The sequence below is a fragment of the Nocardia sp. CA-129566 genome (genome assembly GCF_050956075.1).
Lineage (GTDB): Bacteria > Actinomycetota > Actinomycetes > Mycobacteriales > Mycobacteriaceae > Nocardia.
Genome location: NZ_CP192085.1, coordinates 1,677,431 through 1,698,330, shown reverse-complemented (window position 1 = coordinate 1,698,330; position 20,900 = coordinate 1,677,431). Strand labels below are relative to the sequence as shown.

General features: G+C 66.7%; 18 protein-coding genes. 6 read left to right on the top strand and 12 right to left on the bottom strand.

From position 1 onward, the window contains the following. Positions 1 to 5: 5 nt before the first annotated feature. Together ACQP0C_RS07715 and ACQP0C_RS07710 are read left to right on the top strand one after the other, a co-directional pair. Positions 6 to 881, top strand: a complete 876-nt coding sequence (locus ACQP0C_RS07715; protein ID WP_433731938.1) for an oxygenase MpaB family protein — start codon at positions 6 to 8, stop codon at positions 879 to 881. A gap of 101 nt (positions 882 to 982) precedes the next feature. Then, positions 983 to 1,852 carry an oxygenase MpaB family protein gene (locus ACQP0C_RS07710; RefSeq protein ID WP_433731936.1) on the top strand — a complete coding sequence of 290 codons (870 nt, stop codon included), beginning with the start codon at positions 983 to 985 and terminating at the stop codon, positions 1,850 to 1,852. Here ACQP0C_RS07710 and ACQP0C_RS07705 read toward each other — a convergent pair. The 5 genes from ACQP0C_RS07705 to ACQP0C_RS07685 form a co-directional block, all read right to left on the bottom strand. Continuing rightward, complete coding sequence (locus ACQP0C_RS07705; protein WP_433731934.1) at positions 1,743 to 2,384, bottom strand: proline dehydrogenase family protein; 642 nt, start codon at positions 2,382 to 2,384, stop codon at positions 1,743 to 1,745. The genes ACQP0C_RS07710 and ACQP0C_RS07705 overlap by 110 nt on opposite strands. Continuing rightward, positions 2,381 to 4,018, bottom strand: a complete 1,638-nt coding sequence (gene pruA / locus ACQP0C_RS07700; protein WP_433731932.1) for an L-glutamate gamma-semialdehyde dehydrogenase — start codon at positions 4,016 to 4,018, stop codon at positions 2,381 to 2,383. Before pruA ends, ACQP0C_RS07705 begins: the two co-directional genes overlap by 4 nt. 61 nt (positions 4,019 to 4,079) lie before the next feature. Then, positions 4,080 to 5,243, bottom strand: coding sequence for a succinyldiaminopimelate transaminase (dapC, locus tag ACQP0C_RS07695; protein WP_433734470.1), 1,164 nt, complete (start codon positions 5,241 to 5,243; stop codon positions 4,080 to 4,082). A 56-nt stretch (positions 5,244 to 5,299) separates the two neighbouring features. Next, a complete protein-coding gene (gene fdxA / locus ACQP0C_RS07690) occupies positions 5,300 to 5,623 on the bottom strand; it encodes a ferredoxin (RefSeq protein WP_014987978.1) in 324 nt (107 codons plus the stop codon). A gap of 135 nt (positions 5,624 to 5,758) precedes the next feature. Next, positions 5,759 to 8,362, bottom strand: coding sequence for a bifunctional FO biosynthesis protein CofGH (locus tag ACQP0C_RS07685; protein ID WP_433731930.1), 2,604 nt, complete (start codon positions 8,360 to 8,362; stop codon positions 5,759 to 5,761). A 204-nt stretch (positions 8,363 to 8,566) separates the two neighbouring features. Here ACQP0C_RS07685 and ACQP0C_RS07680 point away from each other — a divergent pair, with 204 nt between their 5' ends. Both ACQP0C_RS07680 and ACQP0C_RS07675 read left to right on the top strand, forming a co-directional pair. Continuing rightward, entirely contained in the window at positions 8,567 to 9,064 is a 498-nt protein-coding gene (locus ACQP0C_RS07680) for a PH domain-containing protein (protein ID WP_433731928.1), read from the top strand. A 76-nt stretch (positions 9,065 to 9,140) separates the two neighbouring features. Continuing rightward, positions 9,141 to 10,829: a PH domain-containing protein gene (locus ACQP0C_RS07675; protein WP_433731926.1), complete on the top strand. Its 1,689-nt coding sequence runs from the start codon at positions 9,141 to 9,143 to the stop codon at positions 10,827 to 10,829. Position 10,830: 1 nt separating this feature from the next. On the opposite strand, the gene ACQP0C_RS07670 is transcribed toward ACQP0C_RS07675, so the two are convergent. Next, on the bottom strand, positions 10,831 to 11,703 hold the full coding sequence (locus tag ACQP0C_RS07670) for an alpha/beta fold hydrolase (protein WP_433731924.1): 873 nt from the start codon (positions 11,701 to 11,703) through the stop codon (positions 10,831 to 10,833). A gap of 134 nt (positions 11,704 to 11,837) precedes the next feature. Between ACQP0C_RS07670 and ACQP0C_RS07665 the strand changes: the two genes are divergently transcribed. After that, positions 11,838 to 13,676 (top strand): APC family permease, encoded by a 1,839-nt coding sequence (locus ACQP0C_RS07665; RefSeq protein ID WP_433731922.1) that lies wholly within the window; start codon positions 11,838 to 11,840, stop codon positions 13,674 to 13,676. Positions 13,677 to 13,743: 67 nt separating this feature from the next. Here ACQP0C_RS07665 and ACQP0C_RS07660 read toward each other — a convergent pair whose 3' ends face one another. The 6 genes from ACQP0C_RS07660 to typA form a co-directional block, all read right to left on the bottom strand. Continuing rightward, a complete protein-coding gene (locus tag ACQP0C_RS07660) occupies positions 13,744 to 14,160 on the bottom strand; it encodes a hypothetical protein (protein WP_433731920.1) in 417 nt (138 codons plus the stop codon). Further along, complete coding sequence (locus ACQP0C_RS07655) at positions 14,157 to 14,315, bottom strand: hypothetical protein (RefSeq protein ID WP_433731918.1); 159 nt, start codon at positions 14,313 to 14,315, stop codon at positions 14,157 to 14,159. The genes ACQP0C_RS07660 and ACQP0C_RS07655 overlap by 4 nt, the downstream gene beginning before the upstream one ends. 20 nt (positions 14,316 to 14,335) lie before the next feature. After that, positions 14,336 to 15,802, bottom strand: coding sequence for an amino acid permease (locus tag ACQP0C_RS07650; RefSeq protein WP_433731916.1), 1,467 nt, complete (start codon positions 15,800 to 15,802; stop codon positions 14,336 to 14,338). A gap of 127 nt (positions 15,803 to 15,929) precedes the next feature. Beyond that, entirely contained in the window at positions 15,930 to 16,802 is an 873-nt protein-coding gene (gene mshB, locus ACQP0C_RS07645; RefSeq protein WP_433731913.1) for an N-acetyl-1-D-myo-inositol-2-amino-2-deoxy-alpha-D-glucopyranoside deacetylase, read from the bottom strand. After that, a complete protein-coding gene (locus tag ACQP0C_RS07640) occupies positions 16,799 to 18,541 on the bottom strand; it encodes an ABC transporter family substrate-binding protein (protein WP_433734469.1) in 1,743 nt (580 codons plus the stop codon). The genes mshB and ACQP0C_RS07640 overlap by 4 nt, the downstream gene beginning before the upstream one ends. A 97-nt stretch (positions 18,542 to 18,638) precedes the next feature. Beyond that, positions 18,639 to 20,537, bottom strand: coding sequence for a translational GTPase TypA (gene typA, locus ACQP0C_RS07635; protein WP_433731911.1), 1,899 nt, complete (start codon positions 20,535 to 20,537; stop codon positions 18,639 to 18,641). Positions 20,538 to 20,692: 155 nt separating this feature from the next. On the opposite strand from typA, the gene ACQP0C_RS07630 reads away from it, so the two are divergent. After that, on the top strand, positions 20,693 to 20,869 hold the full coding sequence (locus tag ACQP0C_RS07630; RefSeq protein WP_433731909.1) for a hypothetical protein: 177 nt from the start codon (positions 20,693 to 20,695) through the stop codon (positions 20,867 to 20,869). The last annotated feature ends 31 nt before the right edge of the window (positions 20,870 to 20,900 follow it).

Here is a 20,900-nt window from a genome sequence, read left to right as displayed (position 1 = left end):
CAACGATGACCGAACCACTCCGCCGCGCCGATTACCTGCCGAATTCCGGCCCCACCGCCGTCGCACCCATCACTGCGGAAACCGTTGTCGAATACATCGACGGACTCGCGGCATTCCTGGGCGGCACCGCCAATGTGATCATGCAGCTGAGCCTGCGCCCCGTCGGGCGCGGCGTACTGGAGAGCACCGTCGACAGCGGCAAGGTCACACTGCACCCGATCAAACGGCTGCGCACCACACTCAGCTATCTCGCGGTCGCGCTGCTGGGCTCGGAACAGGAGCGCGCGCAGTACCGGGACGCGGTCAACAAGTCGCATCGCCCGGTCCGCTCGACCTCGACGAGCCCGGTGCAATACAACGCCTTCGATCCCACCCTGCAACTCTGGGTGGCCGCCTGTCTCTACTGGGGCATCGACGATCTCCACACCCGCATGCACGGTCCGATGGATCCCGCTGTGGCCGAAGCCTTTTACCAGTACTGCGCCCGGCTCGGCACCACATTGCAGATGCGTCCGGAGATGTGGCCCGCCGATCGCGCACAGTTCCAACGGTATTGGGATGAGAAGCTGCCCGAGCGCGGCATCGAGCCCGCCCTGCGCGACTACTTCAACGATCTCATCGACCTGAAGATGCTGCCGCGGCCGATTCGGTTGACCTTCGCCCGCCTCCAGCGGTTCCTCGTAACCGGCCTGCTGCCCCCGCATTTGCGCAATGAGATGCGGATGACCTGGACCGAGCGGGATCAGCGCCGCTTCGATCGGCTGCTGCGGGCGATCTCGGCGGTGCACACCCGGCTGCCGAGGCAGCTGCGGATGTTCCCGATCAACGCCTACCTGTTCGACGTTCGCAGGCGCATCCGATTGGGTAAACCGCTCGTGTAGCGGGATCGTTTGACAGGCTATCGAGTCGATGAGAAGGTTATTACTCAACCTTCTCATCGAACTCTCTTGCCGCTGATCGACCCGGAAAGCCGAGGCCAACGATGACCTTGCCCCTGCGCGCCGAGCCACCAGATCCCGTCGCAACCTGCCGCTACGGCACCGTCGACGACTTCGCCATGGACCGGTTCTGGAGCGGTGTCGCGGCCTTCCTCGGCGGGACGGCCAATGTCATCATGCAGCTGAGCCTGCGGCCCGTCGGCTACGGCGTCATGGAGAGCACGGTCGAATCCGGCCGGATCGATGTGCACCCGTGGAAGCGGATGCGCACCACGCTGACCTATCTCGCCGTCGCGTTGATGGGCACCGAATACGACCGCGCGATCTACCGCGAGGCCGTCAATGGCTCGCATCGTGCGGTGCATTCCAAGCCCGGTGCCGCGGTCGAATACAACGCCTTCGACCCCAAGCTGCAACTGTGGGTCGCCGCCTGTTTGTATTGGGGCGTAGTCGATCTGGAGCAGCGACTACACGGACCGATGGATGAGGACACCGCGGAGGTGTTCTACCAGTATGCGGCTCGACTCGGCACCACCCTGCAGATGCGGCCGGAGATGTGGCCCGCCGACCGGAAGGCGTTCCAGGAGTACTGGGACACCAATCTGGCGGCCAAGACCATCGACACGCGCACCCGCGCATACCTCGACGATCTCATCGATCTGAAGATGGTGTCCCGGCCATTGCGGATATTCGCACCGCTGCAACGACTCTTCGTGACCAGCCTGTTGCCGCCGCACCTGCGCAACCAGATGCACATGCGTTGGAGCGCCCGTCAGGAACGCTTCGCGAACCGGCTGCTGCGGGTCATCGGCGCGGTACACCGCCGACTTCCGAAGCAGGCCAGGCTCTTTCCGATGAACCTCTACCTCTGGGATATGCGCAGGCGGCATCGGCTCGGCAAGCCGCTGGTCTAGGGCTTGCCGACCAGCGCGCGGCCTGTAATACCGCACCGAGCCACGGGAATTCGGTGCGCAATGCACCAATGGTGGCCAGCGTGGCATCGGTGCTGCTGTGATCCTCGGCATCGACGGTGACCCACGCCCCGGCCTGAGCCGCCTTGGTGCACGGGATGCGCAGGTTCTCGGTGGCGATCGCGGGACCGTCCGCAGGTAGCGCCCGGCCGAGCGCGGACAGCTTCACCGACACCTCGGTGTGCGCCGGGGCGTCGGCGGATCCGCCCAAGGCCGCCAGATCATTGATCAGCGACAGGTATTCGGCCACCGTGGCATCGGCTCGGGCCCGGTCGGTAGTGTTCTCCCCGAGGAAATCGACGCTGATCAGTCGACTGCTCGCCAGCAATTCCCACACCACCGGGATCAATTCGTCCCGGCCCTGTCCCGCCACGAAACGCCGGACGATATCGGCGGTAATCGGAGTTCCGGTGAGCATCCGCTGCAGTCGTGGCGAATCGGCCGCCGCGAGGATGACCGGCCGCAGTGGATTCATTCCGACTCCATGTGCGGATACCGGTGATCACCCGGCGGCACGAAGGTCTCCTTGATCGTGCGTGGCGCGACCCAGCGCAGCAGATTCAGCGGTGAGCCCGCTTTATCGTCGGTGCCCGAGGCGCGCGCACCGCCGAAAGGCTGCTGACCGACCACCGCACCGGTCGGCTTATCGTTGACATAGAAGTTGCCCGCGGCGAATCGCAGTGCGGCCGAGGCCTGTTCGATGGCGTTGCGATCCTGGGCGAAGACCGCGCCGGTCAGTGCGTACGGCGCGGCCGATTCCACCTCGGCCAGCACCGCGGCGTAGGAGCCGGGCTCGGCGTCGTCGTAGACGTGCACTGCGAGAATGGGGCCGAAGTATTCGGTGGCGAAGGCGTCATCGTGCGGATCGTCCACCAGCAGTACGGTCGGCCGCACGAACCAGCCCTCGCTGTCGTCGTATTCGCCGCCCGCCGCAATGGCGATACCCGCCGACCTGGCCCGCTCGATGGCGGCGACATTCTTGTCGTAGGCGCGCCGATCGATCAGCGCCCCACCGAAATTCGTCAGATCCGCGACGTCACCGTAGGTGAGTTCCCTGGCCAGTTCGAGGAAGTCGTCACCGATCGTGCGCCACACCGAGCGCGCAATATAGGCGCGCGAGGCCGCCGAGCACTTCTGGCCCTGATATTCGTAGGCGCCGCGAATCAGCGCGGTACGCAGGGCATCCGGATCCGCGGACGGATGCGCGACAATGAAGTCCTTGCCGCCGGTCTCACCGACCAACCGAGGATAGCAATGGTAGCGGCCGATATTCGTGCCGACCTGCGACCACAGGAACTGAAATGTCCTGGTGGATCCGGTGAAGTGGATGCCAGCAAGTCGCGGATCGACGAGTGCGACCTCCGATAGCTCGACACCGTCGCCGGTCACCATATTGATGACACCGGGCGGCAGTCCGGCCGCATCGAGCAGCCGCATCGTATAGAACGCCGAGAGCGTCTGGGTGGGCGAGGGTTTCCACACCACGGTATTGCCCATCAGTGCGGGCGCAGTGGGCAGATTCCCGGCGATCGCGGTGAAGTTGAACGGCGTGATCGCGTAGACGAACCCCTCCAGCGGGCGATAGTCCATCTGGTTCCACACCCCGGCGCTCGACTGTGGCTGCTGCTGCAGGATCTGGCGCGCGAAGGCCACATTGAAGCGCCAGAAGTCGACCAGTTCGCACGGAGCGTCTATCTCGGCCTGCTGGACCGTCTTGGATTGGCCGAGCATGGTCGCGGCGGCGAGGGTCTCGCGCCACGGCCCGGACAGTAGATCGGCGGCCCGCAGGAAGATGGCCGCCCGCTCATCGAAGGCCATGTTCCGCCAGCCGGGTGCCGCGGCGATGGCGGCCTCGATGGCGCCGTGGGCTTCGGAGTGGGTGGTATCGGTGTAGGTGCCGAGCACCTGCCGATGCCGATGCGGGGCGACGATATCGTGCCGAGCCCCGATGCCCGGCCGGTGCTTCCCACCGATGACCAGCGGAATATCGATGGATTCGGCGGCGATCTCGGTGAGCTTGGCGATCAGCAGCGCCCGCTCACGACTGCCCGGCGCATAGGAATGCACCGGCTCGTTACCAGGGATAGGGACTACCGTGACAGAGTCCATACACCAGGCTATCGCCGTTTCCCGGGTCGTCGGGCGCGATCGCCGACCGTGTCGGCGAGACTCAGCTCAGCCGCTGTGCCGCGGCCCGAATGCGCTCATCGGTGGCGGTGAGTGCGATGCGCACGTACTCGCCCGCGCCCGGTCCGTAGAAGTCGCCGGGAGCGGCCAGGATGCCGCGCTCGGCCAGCCACTCCAGAGTGGTGCGACACGGCTCGCCCCGAGTGGACCACAGGTACAGGCCCGCTTCCGAGTGATCGATGCGAAAACCGGCTTGCTGCAAGGCCTTTCGCAGTATCTCGCGACGCGCACGGTAGCGTTCACGCTGCTGTGCCTCATGGTTGTCGTCACCGAGCGCGGCGGTCATGGCCGCCTGGATCGGGAACGGCACCATCATCCCGGAATGCTTGCGGACCTCGAGCATTTCGGCGACGAGTTCCGGATCGCCGACCACGAAACCGGCGCGGTAGCTGGCCAGATTGGAGGTCTTCGACAGCGAGTGCACCGCGAGCAGGCCGGTGTGGTCGCCGTCGCACACCTCCGGATCCAGGATCGAGACGGCATGCTCGGAAGCAGAGCCTGCGGAGCGACCAGTCGATACCGTCCAGGCCAGGCCCAGGTAGCACTCGTCGGAGGCGACGACCGCGCCGCGCTCGCGCGCGAACTGCACCACCTTGCGCAGATGCTCGACCCCGAGCACCCGCCCCGTCGGATTCGACGGTGAGTTCACGTAGATGAGGGCGGGCGAGCGCGGACCCAACTGGGTCAGGCCGTCGGCCCGCACCACCTGCGCACCGGCCAGCAGCGCACCCACCTCGTAGGTCGGGTAGGCGACCTCGGGGATGACGACCAGATCGTCCGCGCCGAGGCCGAGCAGCCGCGGCAGCCCGGCGATCAGTTCCTTGGTGCCGATCACCGGCAGTACCGCGGCCGGGTCCAGACCCGTGATCCCGTACCGCCGCTTCAGCGCGTCGACCGCCGCAAGGCGCAACTCCGGGGTGCCGTGGGTGGTCGGATAGCCGGGTACCTCGGCGACCGAACTCAATGCGGCGCGGATCAGCGGGTCCACCGGATCGATCGGAGTGCCGACCGACAGGTCCACGATTCCGTCCGGATGCGCGGCGGCCTTGGCCTTCACCGCCGCGATGGTGTCCCAGGGGAAGTCGGGGAGCAGAGCACTGACCCGTGTCCGATGGCGACGGGATCGGGCCCCGCCGTGGTTACGCAGGCTGCCTCCTCCCGGTCCGTCGCTCCCGTCGCGGGGACGCGGTGACACCTCAGAGCTCATTCACTCGCCATCGGCGGCAGCTCTTTGATGAACGGCGGGTCGTAATCCACCTTGCCGACCTTCGTCGCGCCGCCGGGCGAGCCCAGCTCGTCGAAGAAGTCGACATTGGCGTTCACGTATCCGCTCCACTGGTCCGGGGTGTCGTCTTCGTAGAAGATCGCCTCCACCGGGCACACCGGCTCACATGCACCACAGTCCACGCACTCGTCGGGATGGATGTAGAGCATGCGACCACCCTCGTAGATGCAGTCCACGGGGCATTCTTCGATGCATGCCTTGTCCTTCACGTCAACGCACGGTTCAGCGATGATGTACGGCACTGCCGCTCTCCTAGTCTGTCCTCACGGGGATACTCCGCCCAGCGTCACACTATCCCGGCAGCCCAGGTTACTCCGGGTCAGCCTGCCCTAACCAACTTTGTTCCGCAGCCCACCCGGGTGAATGCGAAACAGCCGCTAACCCACCGACAGTGGCAGCGCCGCGGAGATCTTGCGTGCCGGAACACCGTAGGTGGTGGTGCGTTCGCGCACCGGACGGCCGATGCCCTCGGCGATCTCGGCGAGTTCCGCGACCGTCTTGGCGGAGCCGTGCTGCGATCCGGCCATGCGGGAGATGGTCTCTTCCATCAAGGTGCCGCCGAGATCATTGGCGCCGCCGTTGAGCATCATGCGCGTACCCGCCGTGCCGAGTTTCACCCAGCTGGTCTGAATGTTATCGATGCGGCCGTGCAGCATGATCCGGGCCAGGGCGTGGGCCGCGCGATTGTCCCGAATGGTCGGGCCAGGTCGCGCCGCGCCCGCCAGGTACAGCGGCGCGCTCTGATGGACGAACGGCAACAGCACGAATTCGGTGAAACCGCCTGTCTCGTCCTGGATTCCGCGCAGCACCCGCAGATGTCCGACCCAGTGCTTCGGATTGTCCACATGGCCGTACATCATGGTGGAACTGGAGCGCAGGCCGACCTGATGCGCGGTGGTGATCACCTCGATCCAGGCGGAGGTCGGCAGTTTGCCCTTGGTGAGCACCCAGCGGACCTCGTCGTCGAGGATCTCCGCGGCCGTGCCCGGAATCGTGTCCAGCCCGGCTTCCTTCAGCGCGACCAGCCAATCGCGGATGCTCTGACCGCCGCGCGAGGCACCGTTCACGATCTCCATCGGGCTGAACGCGTGCACATGCATCGACGGCACCCGCTGCTTGATCGCGCGCACCAGATCGGCATAGCCGGTGACCGGCAGATCCGGGTCGATACCGCCCTGCATGCAGATTTCGGTCGCGCCGTCGACATGCGCCTCCCAGGCGCGGTCGGCGACCTCGTCCATGCTCAGGGTGAACGCGTCGGCATCGCCCTTGCGCTGGGCGAATGCGCAGAAGCGGCAACCGGTGTAGCAGATATTGGTGAAGTTGATATTCCGGTTCACCACATAGGTGACCTGATCGCCGTTGACATCGCGACGCAGTTGGTCGGCCAGTGCGGCGACGGCTTCCAGTGCCGGCCCCTCCGCCGTTGCCAGCGCGAGGTATTCGGCGTCGGTGAGGCCAGCCGGATCGCTTTCGGCGGCCCGCAGCGCGGCGAGCACATCGGAGTCCAGCCGCTCGGGTGCCGCCACCGCGAGATCGCGGGCCTGTTCGCGGATGGTGTCCCAGTCGCCGAAGGCGCCGACCACATCCTGGCCGAGCGCGGAATCACTGCGGCTCTCGGTATTTCGGCCCTCGGTGTCGATCGAGGTGTTCAGATCGACGCGGCCCGCCGACTCCCATGACTCGTCCGGTTCCTGCCAGGGCAGACCCACCGGAATCGCATCCGGATTCGCCAGACCGGTCTGCGGATCGGTGAGCGCCGCGACATGCGCGCCGATGCGCGGATCGACCCACGGATTGCCCGCGCGCACATATTTCGGATGCGCGGAGGTGCGTTCGACCAGCTGATAGCCCGCGGCCTCGGTGATCTCGCGCAGCGTATCCAGATTCGGCCAGGGCCGTTCCGGATTCACGTGGTCGGGGGTGACCGGCGAGACGCCGCCCCAGTCATCGATGCCCGCATCGATCAGGGCGCGACATTCCTCGTGCGACACCAGATTCGGCGGCGCCTGCACCGGCACATCGGGTCCGAGCAGCAGTCGGGTGACCGCGATGGTGGCGCGGAATTCCTCCATACCCGCGTCCGGAACGTCGCGCATGGCGGTGTCGTTCTTGGCGCGGAAGTTCTGGATGATCACTTCCTGGATATGCCCGAATGCCTTGTGCTGCTTGCGGATCGCCATGATCGACTCGGCCCGCTCGGTCAGCGTCTCGCCGATGCCGACCAGAATGCCGGTGGTGTAGGGCACCGACAGCCGACCCGCATCGGTGATGGCGCGCAACCGCAGTGCCGGATCCTTGTCCGGACTTCCGTAGTGGCAGTTGCCCTTCTCGGTGAACAGCCGGGTTGCGGTCGTCTCGAGCATCATGCCCATCGACTGCGCGACCGGCTTGAGCCGGGAGATCTCCGCCCAGCTCATGACGCCCGGATTCAGATGCGGCAGCAGGCCGGTCTCCTCGAGCACCATGATCGAGACGGCGCGCAGGTAGTCCAGGGTGGAGTCGTAGCCGCGCTCGTCGAGCCACTGCGCGGCCTCGGGCCAGCGGTCCTCGGGCCGGTCACCGAGGGTGAACAGCGCCTCCTTGCAGCCCAGCGCCGCACCGCGGCGCGCGATATCGAGCACCTCGTCGGGCTCCAGGAACATGCCCTTGCCCTCGGCGCGCAATTTGCCCGGCACCGTGACGAAGGTGCAGTAGTGGCACTTGTCCCGGCACAGCCTGGTCAGCGGAATGAAGACATTGCGCGAATAACTGATCGTCTTCGGCCGCCCCGCCGATTCCAGTCCGGCATCACGCACCCGGGCGGCGCTGCGACACAGGTCGACGAGGTCGTCACCGCGCGCGTGCAGCAGCACGGCCGCCTCGTCCACGTTCAGTGTCACGCCATCGCGGGCCCGCCGCAGCGCACGGCGCATAGCCGATGGCGTTGGCGGTGCAGGCGGGACGCTCGGGGTCGCTAGCTCGGTCACGCCCTCGATCATGCGCTACACATCCTGGGCTGTCTCCCTCCAGTGCTCGTGACCGTTGCCAACCCCCGGGTTGCGCGCACTATTCCGCATTCGCGAGCCAATGTATTCCCGCCCTGGCCGAGGCGGTTTTGCGGTGGTTCATGATCGCATCGGCGGCGGCCGGTCCGCTCGGTGCGAGGGTGGGAAACCCTGCTTGCGCGTGCAACCATGGCAGGCATGTCGCAGTCGCGCACGATCATGGCCGATCCGGCCTGGCGCCCGAGCACCAAGGCCAAGCTCTTGTGGTCTGTTCAGGCCGCGATGGGGTGGGTGGTTCCCTTCGTGGCGCTGATCGTCTGGGCGCTCGTCGACGCCGGTCACCGGGGCGCGCAGCTGGTCGTCTTCGCGGCCGCGGTGGTGCTGGCGGGGCTGAGCATCGGGGTGGTGCCGCTGTGGCGGTACGCGGTGCATCGGTGGGAGGTGACCGATGAGGCGGTGTACACCCGGGTCGGGTGGTTGGCGGTGGAGAGCCGGGTGGCGCCGATCTCCAGGGTGCAGACCGTTGATACCGAGCGCGGTCCACTGGAGCGGTTGCTCGGACTGGCGACGGTGACCGTGACGACGGCGTCATCGGCCGGAGCGGTGCGGATCTCGGCATTGGATCTGCCGGTCGCCGAGCAGACCGTCACGCGCCTGACCGCGATCGCCGCACAACACCGCGGGGATGCGACATGAGCGAGCGCAGCGAGCGAACAATAGACACAGCCGAGCACACGCTCGTGCCGGTGCCGAGCGTCAGCGAGGCGCAGGCATGAGCGTGCCGGACGGCGTCGGACCGGAAGCGGATCAGCCGTGGCTGCGGCTGGATAAGCGAATGTTGTTGGTGCACCCCGTTACCGAAGTGGTGAAGTTCATCCCGGTGCTGATCGGATCGGTGATCCTCGGTACCAATACCGGCAACCACCTGTGGGGCCTCATCGCATTGGCGCTGATCGTCGGCTTCGCGCTGACGCGCTGGTTCACCACCACCTACCGCGTCGGGCCGACGCATGTGGAGTTGCGCACCGGATTGATCCAGCGCAAGAAGCTGTCGGTGCCGCGGTCGCGGATCCGGTCGGTGGATATCGAAGCCGATCTGCTGCATCGGGTGCTCGGACTCGCCGTGCTGGCGATAGGTACCGGCCAGCACGCGGATTCGAGCGAGAAGTTCAAGTTGGACGCGTTGGACGCGGATGTGGTGCCACCGTTGCGCGCGGCTTTGCTCGCGCATACCTCGGCCGGGGTGTCGCTTGCTGCGCAAGCGAGTGTGGATCCGCTGCGAAAAGGTCTGCCGGAATACGCGTCCGGGGACGTCCGCGAGATCGGTCACTGGCAGGCGAGCTGGGTGCGTTACGCGCCGCTGTCGCTGACCGGTTTCGCGATCATCGCACCGATTGTCGGTATCACGTTCCAATACGGGTTCGGCCAGGTACTTTTCAGTTCGGACGCGGTGCACAGCATCGAGGACGGCAGTGCCGCGCTCATCGCCGTCGCCATCGCGCTGCTGATCCTCGCCATCGTGGTGATCGTCAGCCTGGCGGCCTGCGCGCGTTATCTGGCAACGTATTTCGGGCTGCGGGTGCTCGATAACGACCGCACCCTGCACCTGCGCCACGGCCTGTTCACGACCCGGCAGATCACCCTGGATCTGGCCCGCTTCCGCGGCGCGACCGTCAACGAACCGCTGCTGCTGCGCCTGGCCGGTGCCGCCGAACTCGAGGCCATCATGACCGGTCAGAGCCCGCGCCAGAAGATCCTGCCGCAGGCACCGCGGGCCGCCATCGAACGCACCCTTGCGGAATTGCTCGTGCCCCGAGGTGCCGAGTCGCCCGATATCGCAGCGTCGCGAACCGCCCGAGCAGGCATTGCATCGCCGGACCGCGAAACCGTTGGCGCACCGGATATTTCGACTACCGAGTTGCTGCCGACCAGTACTGCGAAAGACCGAGCGCTACAACGAGAATCAGTGACCGGCCAAGGCGCGACGGTGAGTACCGCACCGCTGATCGCGCACGGCCCGGTCGCCCGCCGTCGCCGATACACCCGCGCACTGAGCCCGGTTCTGCTCGTCGCGGCCGCAATGCTGATCTTTTCCCTTACCGGAGCGGACTTTTCACCGTGGTGGTGGCTGCTGCCCGCGCTCACGGCCCTGATCGCCGCGGCGCTGGCCGCGGACCGCTACCGCGGACTCGGCCACGCCGTTCTGCCCGCGACCGAGCACAACCCGGCCTGGCTGATCACCCGCTCCGGCTCCCTCGACCGCGATCGCGACTGCCTGGAGGCTCCCGGCATTATCGGCTGGACCGTCCGCCAATCCTTCTGGCAGCGCCGCTCCGGCATCGCCACCGTGGTGGCCGCCACCGCGGCGGGCAAGAAGCGCTACCACGTCGTCGATATTCCGCTCGAACAGGCCTGGGAACTCATCGAATCCGCGACGCCCGGGCGCCTCGGCACGCGCTGAATCAGCTTGCGGCCGAACGCGATACGGTCGGATCGGCGAGGAAGGCGCGCAGTGCGGCGGCGACCTGGTCGGGGGTTTCCACATTGGGGGAATGGCCAGCGGTGTCGATCAGCTCGATGTGCGCGCCCGCGGCGGCGTATCGGTCGACGGTATTGCGCCAACCATAGAGGCTGTCGTGTCGACCGTGAATCACCAAGGCGGGCAGGCCGAGAGCGCGGATCTGCGCATCGAGCGGTCGTGCCGCCAGCTCCTGTGGGCGTTCCACCAGGACCGCTCGGTTGGCGCGCCAGGACATGGCGCGGTGGTCCGAGCGCAGCTGGGCCCAGCCCGGCGCGGCGGCATTCGGATCGAATCCGGGTGCGAATCCGGCACCGAGCGCGCGCCGCAGAATCCAGTTGTTGTTCAGCAGCGCATGCGCGCCGCGCCCGACCGGCGCCCAGCCGAGCAGCCGCAGCACCGGACGCAGAATCCGCAGAATCCGCAGTTCTGCGCAATCCGGGGCCTGATCGACGACGACCACCTCGCTGACCCGACCGGACAGTTCCGCGAGCCCGAGCGCACTGTCGGCGCCCCACGAATGCCCGATCACGGTGGCGGCGGTGACATCGAGCCGCTCCAGCACCGCGGTGAGCATTTCACTCTGCGAGCGCTGATCGAATCCGGGTTCGGCTGTGGTGCAACCGAATCCGAGCAGGTCTATCCGGATCACCCGGTAGGTATCGGCCAGTAGCGGGGTCAGTCCATCCCACCAGTGCACCGAACCCTCGAATCCGTGCAGCAAGACGATGGGTTTGCCATCGGCAGGACCGTCCTGTCGAACGTGTATCGCCCCCGCTGGCACCTGGACGAGTTCGCCGATCATGCGCCGTTCCATTACTGCTCCGTACCTCGGTGTCTGAGACTGCTCGCTTCGAGAATAGAGCGTGGCCCAGCCGATTCGTCCGTTCGGCCCGATTCGCATGGTGTCGCTGATCAATTGCCAGCACCGCGCCGAGTTCAATGGTTGACGTGGTCCAGACCCCGATATCGCCGACCCGGGAGTTGCCCATCGCCGATCGCCGGGTACGGCGAATGCAGCGGGGCGACAAATATCGACTGACCGCGATCGGCGGTTTGGCAGCATTGTCGCTGGATGCGCTGTCCAGCGTGGCGTATGGGCCCGAGGCGATCGTGCTGGTGCTCGTCGCGGCGGGTGCGGCGGCGGTGGCCTGGACGCTGCCCGTGTCGCTGGCGATCGCGGCGCTGTTGCTGGTGTTGGTGTTGTCGTATCGGCAGGTTATCGCCGTACATCCGGACGGCGGCGGGTCCTATGCGGTGGCGAAGAAGGATCTCGGCCGCGGCGCCAGTCTGCTCGCCGCGGCGAGTCTGGTGGTCGACTATGTGCTGACCGTGGCGGTGAGTCTCGCCGCCGGTGCGGCCAGTTTGGCCAGCGCGTTTCCGGTACTGGCCGATCATCTGCTGTTGCTCACGCTCACCGGACTCGCAGTGCTGACCGTGATCAATCTGATCGGGGTGGCCGAATCGGCGAAAGTGCTGATGGGGCCGACATTCCTGTTTATTGTCGCGATACTCGCGGTGATCGCGGTCGGGTTGTTCCGGCCGGAACCGGTCGCGGTGATCGGCACCGATCTCGGCCCCATCGTGCCCACCGACACCGTCGGAATCCTATTGCTGCTCAAGGCATTTTCCGCGGGCTGCTCGGCGCTGACCGGTGTCGAGGCGATCGCCAATGCGGTGCCCTCGTTCCGGACTCCCGCCGTGCAGCGGGCACAGCACACCGAGGTCGCCCTGGGCGTATTGCTGTGCACGATGCTGCTCGGGCTGGCCTACCTGATTCGCCGTCATCACGCGGTGCCGCGCGGTGATGTAACCCTGCTCGCCCAACTGTCGGCGGCGGCATTCGGCACGGGCTGGGCGTTCTACGTCACCAGCCTGGCGGTCACCGTCGCCCTGTGCCTGGCCGCCAATACCAGCTTCGGTGGGCTGCCGGTGCTGTTGTCACTGCTGGCCAAGGACCACCGCGTCGCGCACCTGTTCGCATTGCGCTCCGAACGCCCGGTATTCCGCTACGGCGTGGCGGCCCTTGCCGTCTTGGCGGCCACCGTGCTCCTTGTGGTCCATGCCGAAACCCACCGGTTGCTACCGGTTTACGCGGTCGGCGTCTTCATCGGCTTCACCATCAGTCAGACCGGTCTGGTGCGGCACTGGCGCACAGAGCGTGGCCCCGGCTGGCTCCCGCGCGCCGCGCTCAATGGCTTCGGCGCGGTACTCACCGCGGTCGCCGCCGTGGTCCTGCTCATCGAGAAATTCACCGAGGGCGCCTGGCTGCTGCTGATCATCGTGCCCGCATTGGTCATCCTGTTTGCCCGCACCGAGAACTACTACCGCAGCGTCGCCGAACAACTCGGCCTCGGCCGAATCCCGTTCCTGCCACCGCAATCCCCGGATCAAGAACCGATGCTCATCGTGGTCCCGGTGGTCGCGGTCAGCGAGGTCGCCGCCCGTGCCCTGCACACCGCACGAGCCTTCGGCGGTGAAATCGTCGCCGTGGCCGCCGAAATCGACCCCGCCGCCACGCGTCGCCTGAGCGCCCAGTGGAAGCAATGGGATCCCGGCGTCCCGCTGATGGTTCTCCCCAGTCCCCGCCGCAGCCTCGTGGCCACCCTCGTCGGCTATGTCCGCAACCAAACCCGAAAGGGTCGCCAGGTCACCGTCCTGCTGGCCCAGGTCGAAGCCAATCGCTGGTGGCACCGCCCCCTGCACAACCCGCGCGGACCCGTCCTGGCCGCTGCCATGCGCGCCCGCACCGATGCCGTCATCGCCTCACTGGCGGTCCGGCTGGACTGACCGACCGGGTTGCGCTGTGACGGCATATCGCGATGCCGATGGCCCGGCCATCGGCATTCGGCATCGCTCAGCGACCGAACACCCCGGCGTTCATGCGGAAGTAGAGGTACAGCAAGGGTGGGACCAAGCCGCACATCAGCAGAAGTAGCGTGCGCCAATCGGTTCCCAGCATGATGTCGCCGCCGGGTCCGGTGACCGAGCAGGCGAGAAAGCCGAGCGTCCACACGCCCAGGGGCAGTAGCGCCACGCCGATGTGGTGGGTCACCGAGCGGACCCCAATGACCAGCAGCACATTCACCACACCGGCCAACACCGCGGACAGCGGGAAGGCGACGGTATCGATATAGGTGGGCAGGTAGAGGACTTCCAGGGCCAGGGTGATCAGCGCGTCCAACACCAGGACGCCGATGATCACCGCGCCCAGTCGCAGGGGATCGGGGGCGCCGTAGCCGCGATCCGTCGCCTTCTCGATGTCGACCCTCACGCGACCGGCGGGAAACCGAGAAGGGTGAGCAGATGGCTCTGCATATCGACGAACGCGTACAGCGCCGACATATAGATGTCGTGCTGTTGCTGCGCGCCGGGGCGCAGGCTGTCCACGAAGGCAGCGATGGCGTTCTGCAGATCCCAGTTGTACATGACCGGAGTCTATTCCGAGATCAGTCACCTTCAATGGGGATGTTCGCGACAACTGGGAATTCGCCGGTGTAGCCCCCGCGCATCGCCGCGATGGCGAGCACCCGTTTGCGGGCGGCGTACCAACCGATGATCAGCGCCGGAACGATCACCACCAGCGAGGCGACGGTCCAGGTGCCGACCGGATAGTCGACGCCGGTGAGCACCACCACGAAGAACAGGAAGGCCAGTGTGAGCAGGCCGGTCCACGGTGCGCCCCACATGCGGAACTCGGGCCGCTGCAACTTGCCCCGCTTCCACCAGCGCCACAGCTGCAACTGGCACAGCACGATGGTGGCCCAGGAGGCGATAATGCCCAGCGAGGCCATATTCAGCACGATCTCGAAGGCGCGCTCGGGCACGACGCCATTGAGCGCGATGCCACACAGCGCGATCAGACTGGTGAGCACGATGCCGCCGTAGGGCACACCATTGCCGCCCATGACCCCGGTGAACTTGGGCGCACTGCCGTTCATCGACATCGACCGCAGAATGCGTCCGGTGGAGTACAGACCAGCGTTGAGGCTGGAGAAGGCGGCGGTGAGCACCACGACGTTCATGATGCTGCCGATACCCGGCACACCGAGCATGGTGAAGAAGGTGACGAACGGACTCTCACCGGATTTGTAGCTGGTGTAGGGCAGCAGCAGCCCGAGCAGTACGAGCGAGCCGACATAGAAGACCGCGATACGCAGAATGACCGAGTTGATCGCGCGCGGCATGATCTTGGCCGGATGCTCGGTCTCCCCCGCCGCGGTGCCCACCAGTTCGACTGCGGCATAGGCGAATACGACACCGGAGGTGACCACGACCAGCGGCAGGATCCCGGTCGGGAACAGTCCGCCGTGATCGGTGACAACGCTCGGACCGGTGGCCGCACCCTGCACGGTGAATCGGCCGATCAGGAATACGGCGCCGATGATCAGGAATGCGCTCAGCGCCGTCACCTTCACCAGCGCGGCCCAGAACTCCATCTCGCCGAACCATTTGACCGAGACCAGATTGACTCCGAGCACGATCACCAACGCGATGAGCGCGAGCAGCCACTGCGGAATATGGCTGAATCCGGCCCAGTAGTGGAAATACTGAGCAATCGCGGTGGTATCGGCGATTCCGGTCATCGACCAGTTCAGGAAGTACATCCAACCGGCGACGAATGCGGCCTTCTCACCGAAGAATTCGCGGGCGTAGGAGACGAACGAACCGGAAGACGGCCGGTGCAGCACCAACTCGCCGAGCGCACGCAGGATGAAGAAGACGAAGACACCGCACACCGCGTAGACAATGAAAAGTCCTGGTCCCGCGCTCGCCAGCCGACCGCCCGCACCGAGGAACAGACCGGTTCCGATGGCGCCGCCCATGGCGATCATCTGGAGCTGACGCGGTTTGAGACTCTTGTGGTACCCGTGGTCCTCGATGCTGAGGTGAGCCCTGTCGCCGACCGCTGTCATGTACCGCTATGCCTCCACATCGATGTCCGAGATCACACGACGGTACCTGCCGTTGTGAGCGGCCATGACAGCAACCCTCAGGCAACAGTCGGCGACCCGCGCCGTATCCGGGTGACCCGTTCGGCTGCTACAGCCCCGCCAACAGGTCGTGCTCGCGCCCGTCCGCCCCTACCGGCCCCCGCGTGCCACGCACCAGCACGAAGTGCTCCTCCGGAAGCACCGGCTGCGCAACGTTATTGGAGAGCGCGAATTCCCGCCCCGACGGCGCGACGGTCACCTGGGTGGCATGCGCGCGCAGCGCCGCCCGCTTGGCGGCCAGCGAATCGGATACATCGACGGTGGTCGTCACCGTATGACTCGGCACGCTCGCGAGTTCCCCCGCGGCGGGCAGCCGCCAGCCGGTCGGCAGTCCCCCCGGCAGCCCCTCCACGGTGCGCCGGGCCAGCGCCTCGGTGTGCAGGCGCAGCATGTCGCCGTCGGTGACCGTCCAATAGAACTTCGGGGTGTCCCAGCCCTGCTCGGCCGCCGCGGTGACCGCCGCCGAGGTGACCCAGTGCGCCCGGATATGGTCCGGATGGCCGTAGCCGCCGCGCGGGTCGTAGCCGATCACCACCGCGGGCCGCAGTTCCAGCACGATCGCGGTGAGCGCGTCCACCGCGGCGGCGCCGGAATGCACGAAGGCCCGCGGATGCTCGGCGGCCGGGGTCCCCGCCATGCCGGAGTCACGCCAGCGGCCCGCACCGCCGAGGAAGCGCGGCGGTGCGGCCTTCAGCGCGGCCAGCGCGCCGGTGAGCTCGGATATCCGATATCCGCCCAGCTGATCGGCGTGCTCGGCGGTCAACTGCGCCCACTCATCCCCGATCACCTCACCCTCTTCGCCGAGGGTGCAGGTCACCACGGTCACCGGTACGCCACGGCGGCGGTAGTGCGCGATGGTGCCCCCGGTGGTGATGGACTCGTCGTCCGGGTGCGCGTGCACCAGTAGCAGTCCGCCCGTCATGGAATCCTGCGCCACATCGCGGCGTCACCGAAGATGCCGACCTGGATGGCCCCGCTCAACGACGCGCCGTCGACCCGCGGCCCGGATGCGGCCACGACATTGTCCTGCACGATCGGCAGCACCGTCGCCAGCGCCCACAGCCGCGGTTCGGCATCGGCCAGCGCCCGGCCGAGCTCGATACCGCGCAACGCCTCGTCGATCGAGGGCTGCAGTCCGGGATCGCAGACACCGGACAGATTGCTCGGCGCCTTCTTGGCCGCCTCGATGGCGGTCTGCGAATTCCCATTGCTGGCACCGGCTTCCACCGGCGGGCAGCCGTACCGGGAGGCGAGCACGGTGGCCGGATCCGAACCGGCGACCTCCCAGCCGACAATGGCGTCGACGCCGCCCTCGATGAGTTCCTTGCCGTAGAGCGCGTCGGCGGCGAGGCTGCGCACGCTGGCATCGATTCCGGCACTGCGCAATTGGTCCGCGGCGGTATTGGCGACCGCGAGCGCGGTGGCGTCACCCTGCACCGCGCCGATCCGAATCGCCAGCGCCTTGCCGTTTTTCGCGACCGAGCGAGGCCGGGGCGCGGGTGAGGTCGGCGACTGCACCGGCGGCGTCTCCGGCGCACGGCCGTACCCCGCCTCGGCGAGCAGCGCGAACGCCTCATCCGCGGACGGGCGCGGCGGCGCGGTGGGTGCGTAACCGGGATCGGACGGCGTCAGGATCTGCGCGCGCACCGGCTCGACCCAGCCGCCGGTCTGCCCGGCGACGGTGGCCAGCAGCGTCGGATCGATCAGCGTGGTCACCCCGCGGCGCACCCGCGGATCGCTGAGATCGCCGCTGCGGCCATTGATCACGAACTGCAGCTCACGCGATTGCGGCATGATCGCGGTGCGCACCGACGGGATCGCCGCCAGCTGCGCCTGGGTCGCGACGCCGCCGTGCACCAGGGCCATCTGGGCATCGCCGGTGCGCAGCGAATCGGCCAGCTGCGCGGGAGTTCCGCCGCGGCGCAGCAGAATCTGGTCCGGCGCCGCGGGTGTGCCCCAATAGCGATCGTTGCGTTCGAGCAGAATCTCGTCGCGCCCGCGATCGGTCGATTTGATGCGGAAGTTGCCGCCCGAGACCTGAACTCCCTCGACCAGACCGGTGGCGAAACCGCCGGGTTGGTCCTTGATCAGATGTGAGGGCAGCAGATTCGTGAACAGCTCACGCCAAGCCGGATAGGGCTCGGTCATCGTGACGGTGACCGTCTTACCGCCGCCGGATGAGCTGACATCGGCGATGCGCCGATAGCCCGCCGGATCGACGACACCGGGCTGGGTGATCATCTGCTGCCACAAGAACCGGAAGTCCTCCGCGGCGATCGGCGCGCCATCGGACCAGTTCGCCTGGTTGCGCAGCGTGTAGGTGATGGTGAACGGTTCCTGCGCGGTGATATCGGCCGATGCGACCAGCGCCGTATCGGGCACCCACTCGGTGGCGCCGGGCAATGCCGGATTCGGCACCGGCCGAAACGGGCTCGGCAACACCATCGAACTCACCGCAGCGGTGGCCGGTGACTGATCGGAACGCAGGTGCGGATTGAACCCGATGCCGATGTCATCGATGGCCACCACGACGGTGTTCTTACCCGGTTTGGCCGGTGTCGTCTTGGGGCTGTCGGTGCTCTCGATCGGCGGTGGCGGATTCGCGGTGCACCCGGCGAGCACCGTCGTCGAGGCAGCCATCATGATCAGCATCGCGCGCATCGTCACGCGTCGTATAGCCCCCGTGCTCACGTGCCGCACTCTACTTGGCCGCGCCGACGCGCGGCCGAGCAGACCGATCCGATACAGGCCCATGCCTTTACAGCGCGGCCCGGTCCCGAGCCTTCCGTCGCGACAGCTCCCGCCCACGTTCGGTGGCGCCCAGGATGACCTTGCGCACCCGGACGATCTCGGGTGTGACCTCGACACATTCATCGGCGGCGCAGAACTCCATCGCCGCCTCCAGGTCGAGTTGCAGCGGCTTGGCCAGCGTCTCCATCACATCGGCGGTCGAGCTGCGCATATTGGTCAGCTTCTTCTCGCGGGTGACATTGATATCGAGATCCTCGGCGCGCGGGTTGATGCCGACGACATGCCCCTCGTAGGTGTCCGCACCCGGCTCCACGAAGAACTGACCGCGATCGGCCAGCTGGATCATGGCGAACGGGGTCACCGAACCGGCGCGGTCGGAGACCAGCGAACCGGTGTGGCGGGCCCGGATCTCCCCGGCCCATGGCGCATAGCCGTGCGAGACCGCGTTGGCGATCCCGGTGCCGCGGGTTTCGGTGAGGAAGTCGGTGCGGAAGCCGATCAGGCCCCGCGAGGGAACGATGAACTCCATCCGCACCCAACCGGCGGCGTGGTTGTTCATCTGCACCATCTTGCCCTTGCGGGCCGCGAGCAACTGGGTGATCGCACCGAGGTACTCGTCCGGGCAGTCGATGGTCAGCTCTTCATAGGGCTCGTGCACCTTGCCGTCTACCTGCTTGGTGACCACCTGCGGCTTGCCGACGGTCAACTCGAAGCCCTCGCGGCGCATCTGCTCGACCAGGATGGCCAGCGCCAGCTCACCGCGGCCCTGCACCTCCCAGGCGTCCGGGCGGCCGATATCCAGCACGCGCAGCGAGACATTGCCGACCAGTTCGGAATCCAGGCGCGACTTCACCATGCGGGCGGTCAGCTTGTGTCCCTGCACCCGGCCGACCAGCGGCGAGGTATTGGTGCCGATGGTCACCGAGATGGCGGGCTCATCGACGGTGATGCGCGGCAGCGCGACGGGATTGTCGAGGTCGGCGAGGGTATCGCCGATCATGATGTCCGGAATGCCCGCGATGGCGACGATGTCACCGGCCACCGCGACCTCGCCGGGCTGACGCTCGACACCGATGGTCTGCAGCAGTTCGGTGATCTTGACCTGCTTGATGCCGTCGGCGTGCATCCAGGAGACGTTCTGCCCCTTGCGCAGCTCACCGCTGTAGATGCGGACCAGCGCGAGACGGCCGAGGAAGGCCGAGGCGTCGAGGTTGGTGACATGCGCCTGCAGCGGCGCGGTCGGATCGCCCTTCGGCGCCGGGATGTTCTCCATCAGCACGTCGAACAGCGCGTCCAGATTCTCCGCATCCGGCGCGCTGCCGTTCTCGGGACGTTCCTTGGACGCCTTGCCCTCACGACCGGAGGCGTAGAGGACCGGCAGGTCCAGCGCGAGTTCGGCGGCCTCCGCGGCCTCGTCGTCCAGGTCGGAGGCGAGGTCGAGCAGCAGATCGTGACTCTCCTCGACGACCTCTTCGATGCGCGCGTCGGGGCGGTCGGTCTTGTTCACCACCAGGATGACCGGCAGCTTCGCGGCCAGCGCCTTGCGCAGCACGAAGCGGGTCTGCGGCAGCGGCCCCTCGGACGCGTCGACCAGCAGCACGACACCGTCGACCATGGACAGACCGCGCTCGACCTCACCACCGAAATCGGCGTGGCCGGGGGTGTCGATGACATTGATCACGGTGACCGAACCGTCCTGGTGATGCCGGTGCACCGCGGTGTTCTTGGCGAGAATGGTGATGCCCTTCTCGCGCTCCAGGTCACCGGAGTCCATTACCCGGTCGACCGGCTCGGCCCGCTCGGCGAATGCGCCGGACTGGCGCAGCATGGCGTCGACCAGCGTCGTCTTACCGTGGTCGACGTGGGCCACGATGGCGACGTTGCGAAAATCGCGTGCAGACGACACGCCTCAATCCTCCTGCTGTTGGGTGTAGATTCCGGCCGACCCCTGCAAACAGGTGGAGAATCGATACTCACCGAGCATTGCGGCCAGCTACACACAGTACCGGTATCCCGGTGCACCGCCGACCAGGAGTTCCGCTAAGGGTATGCTAACCAATCATGGGCAAGGTAAAGGCTAAGAAGGTTTCGAGCCTCAAACCCAAGAAGAAGTGCTGTCGCAAGAAGACGCGCTGCTTGAAGTGCCCCGTTGTCATCATGCGGATGAAACGCCTGGAAGCGACCGGTTGCTGCGGTAAGGAACTGAAGAAGGGCCTGAAGAAGGCACGCGCCGCCTGAATCGACGATTTCGCCACGCCCTCGGGATTTC

Coding starts and splice junctions, on each gene's coding strand:
- ACQP0C_RS07715 (WP_433731938.1), top strand. CDS start 6: ATGACCGAACCACTCCGCCGCGCCGATTACCTGCCGAATTCCGGCCCC.
- ACQP0C_RS07710 (WP_433731936.1), top strand. CDS start 983: ATGACCTTGCCCCTGCGCGCCGAGCCACCAGATCCCGTCGCAACCTGC.
- ACQP0C_RS07705 (WP_433731934.1), bottom strand. CDS start 2,384: ATGAATCCACTGCGGCCGGTCATCCTCGCGGCGGCCGATTCGCCACGA.
- pruA (WP_433731932.1), bottom strand. CDS start 4,018: ATGGACTCTGTCACGGTAGTCCCTATCCCTGGTAACGAGCCGGTGCAT.
- ACQP0C_RS07685 (WP_433731930.1), bottom strand. CDS start 8,362: ATGATCGAGGGCGTGACCGAGCTAGCGACCCCGAGCGTCCCGCCTGCA.
- ACQP0C_RS07680 (WP_433731928.1), top strand. CDS start 8,567: ATGTCGCAGTCGCGCACGATCATGGCCGATCCGGCCTGGCGCCCGAGC.
- ACQP0C_RS07675 (WP_433731926.1), top strand. CDS start 9,141: ATGAGCGTGCCGGACGGCGTCGGACCGGAAGCGGATCAGCCGTGGCTG.
- ACQP0C_RS07670 (WP_433731924.1), bottom strand. CDS start 11,703: ATGGAACGGCGCATGATCGGCGAACTCGTCCAGGTGCCAGCGGGGGCG.
- ACQP0C_RS07655 (WP_433731918.1), bottom strand. CDS start 14,315: ATGTACAACTGGGATCTGCAGAACGCCATCGCTGCCTTCGTGGACAGC.
- ACQP0C_RS07650 (WP_433731916.1), bottom strand. CDS start 15,802: ATGACAGCGGTCGGCGACAGGGCTCACCTCAGCATCGAGGACCACGGG.
- mshB (WP_433731913.1), bottom strand. CDS start 16,802: ATGACGGGCGGACTGCTACTGGTGCACGCGCACCCGGACGACGAGTCC.
- ACQP0C_RS07640 (WP_433734469.1), bottom strand. CDS start 18,541: ATGCGCGCGATGCTGATCATGATGGCTGCCTCGACGACGGTGCTCGCC.
- ACQP0C_RS07630 (WP_433731909.1), top strand. CDS start 20,693: ATGGGCAAGGTAAAGGCTAAGAAGGTTTCGAGCCTCAAACCCAAGAAG.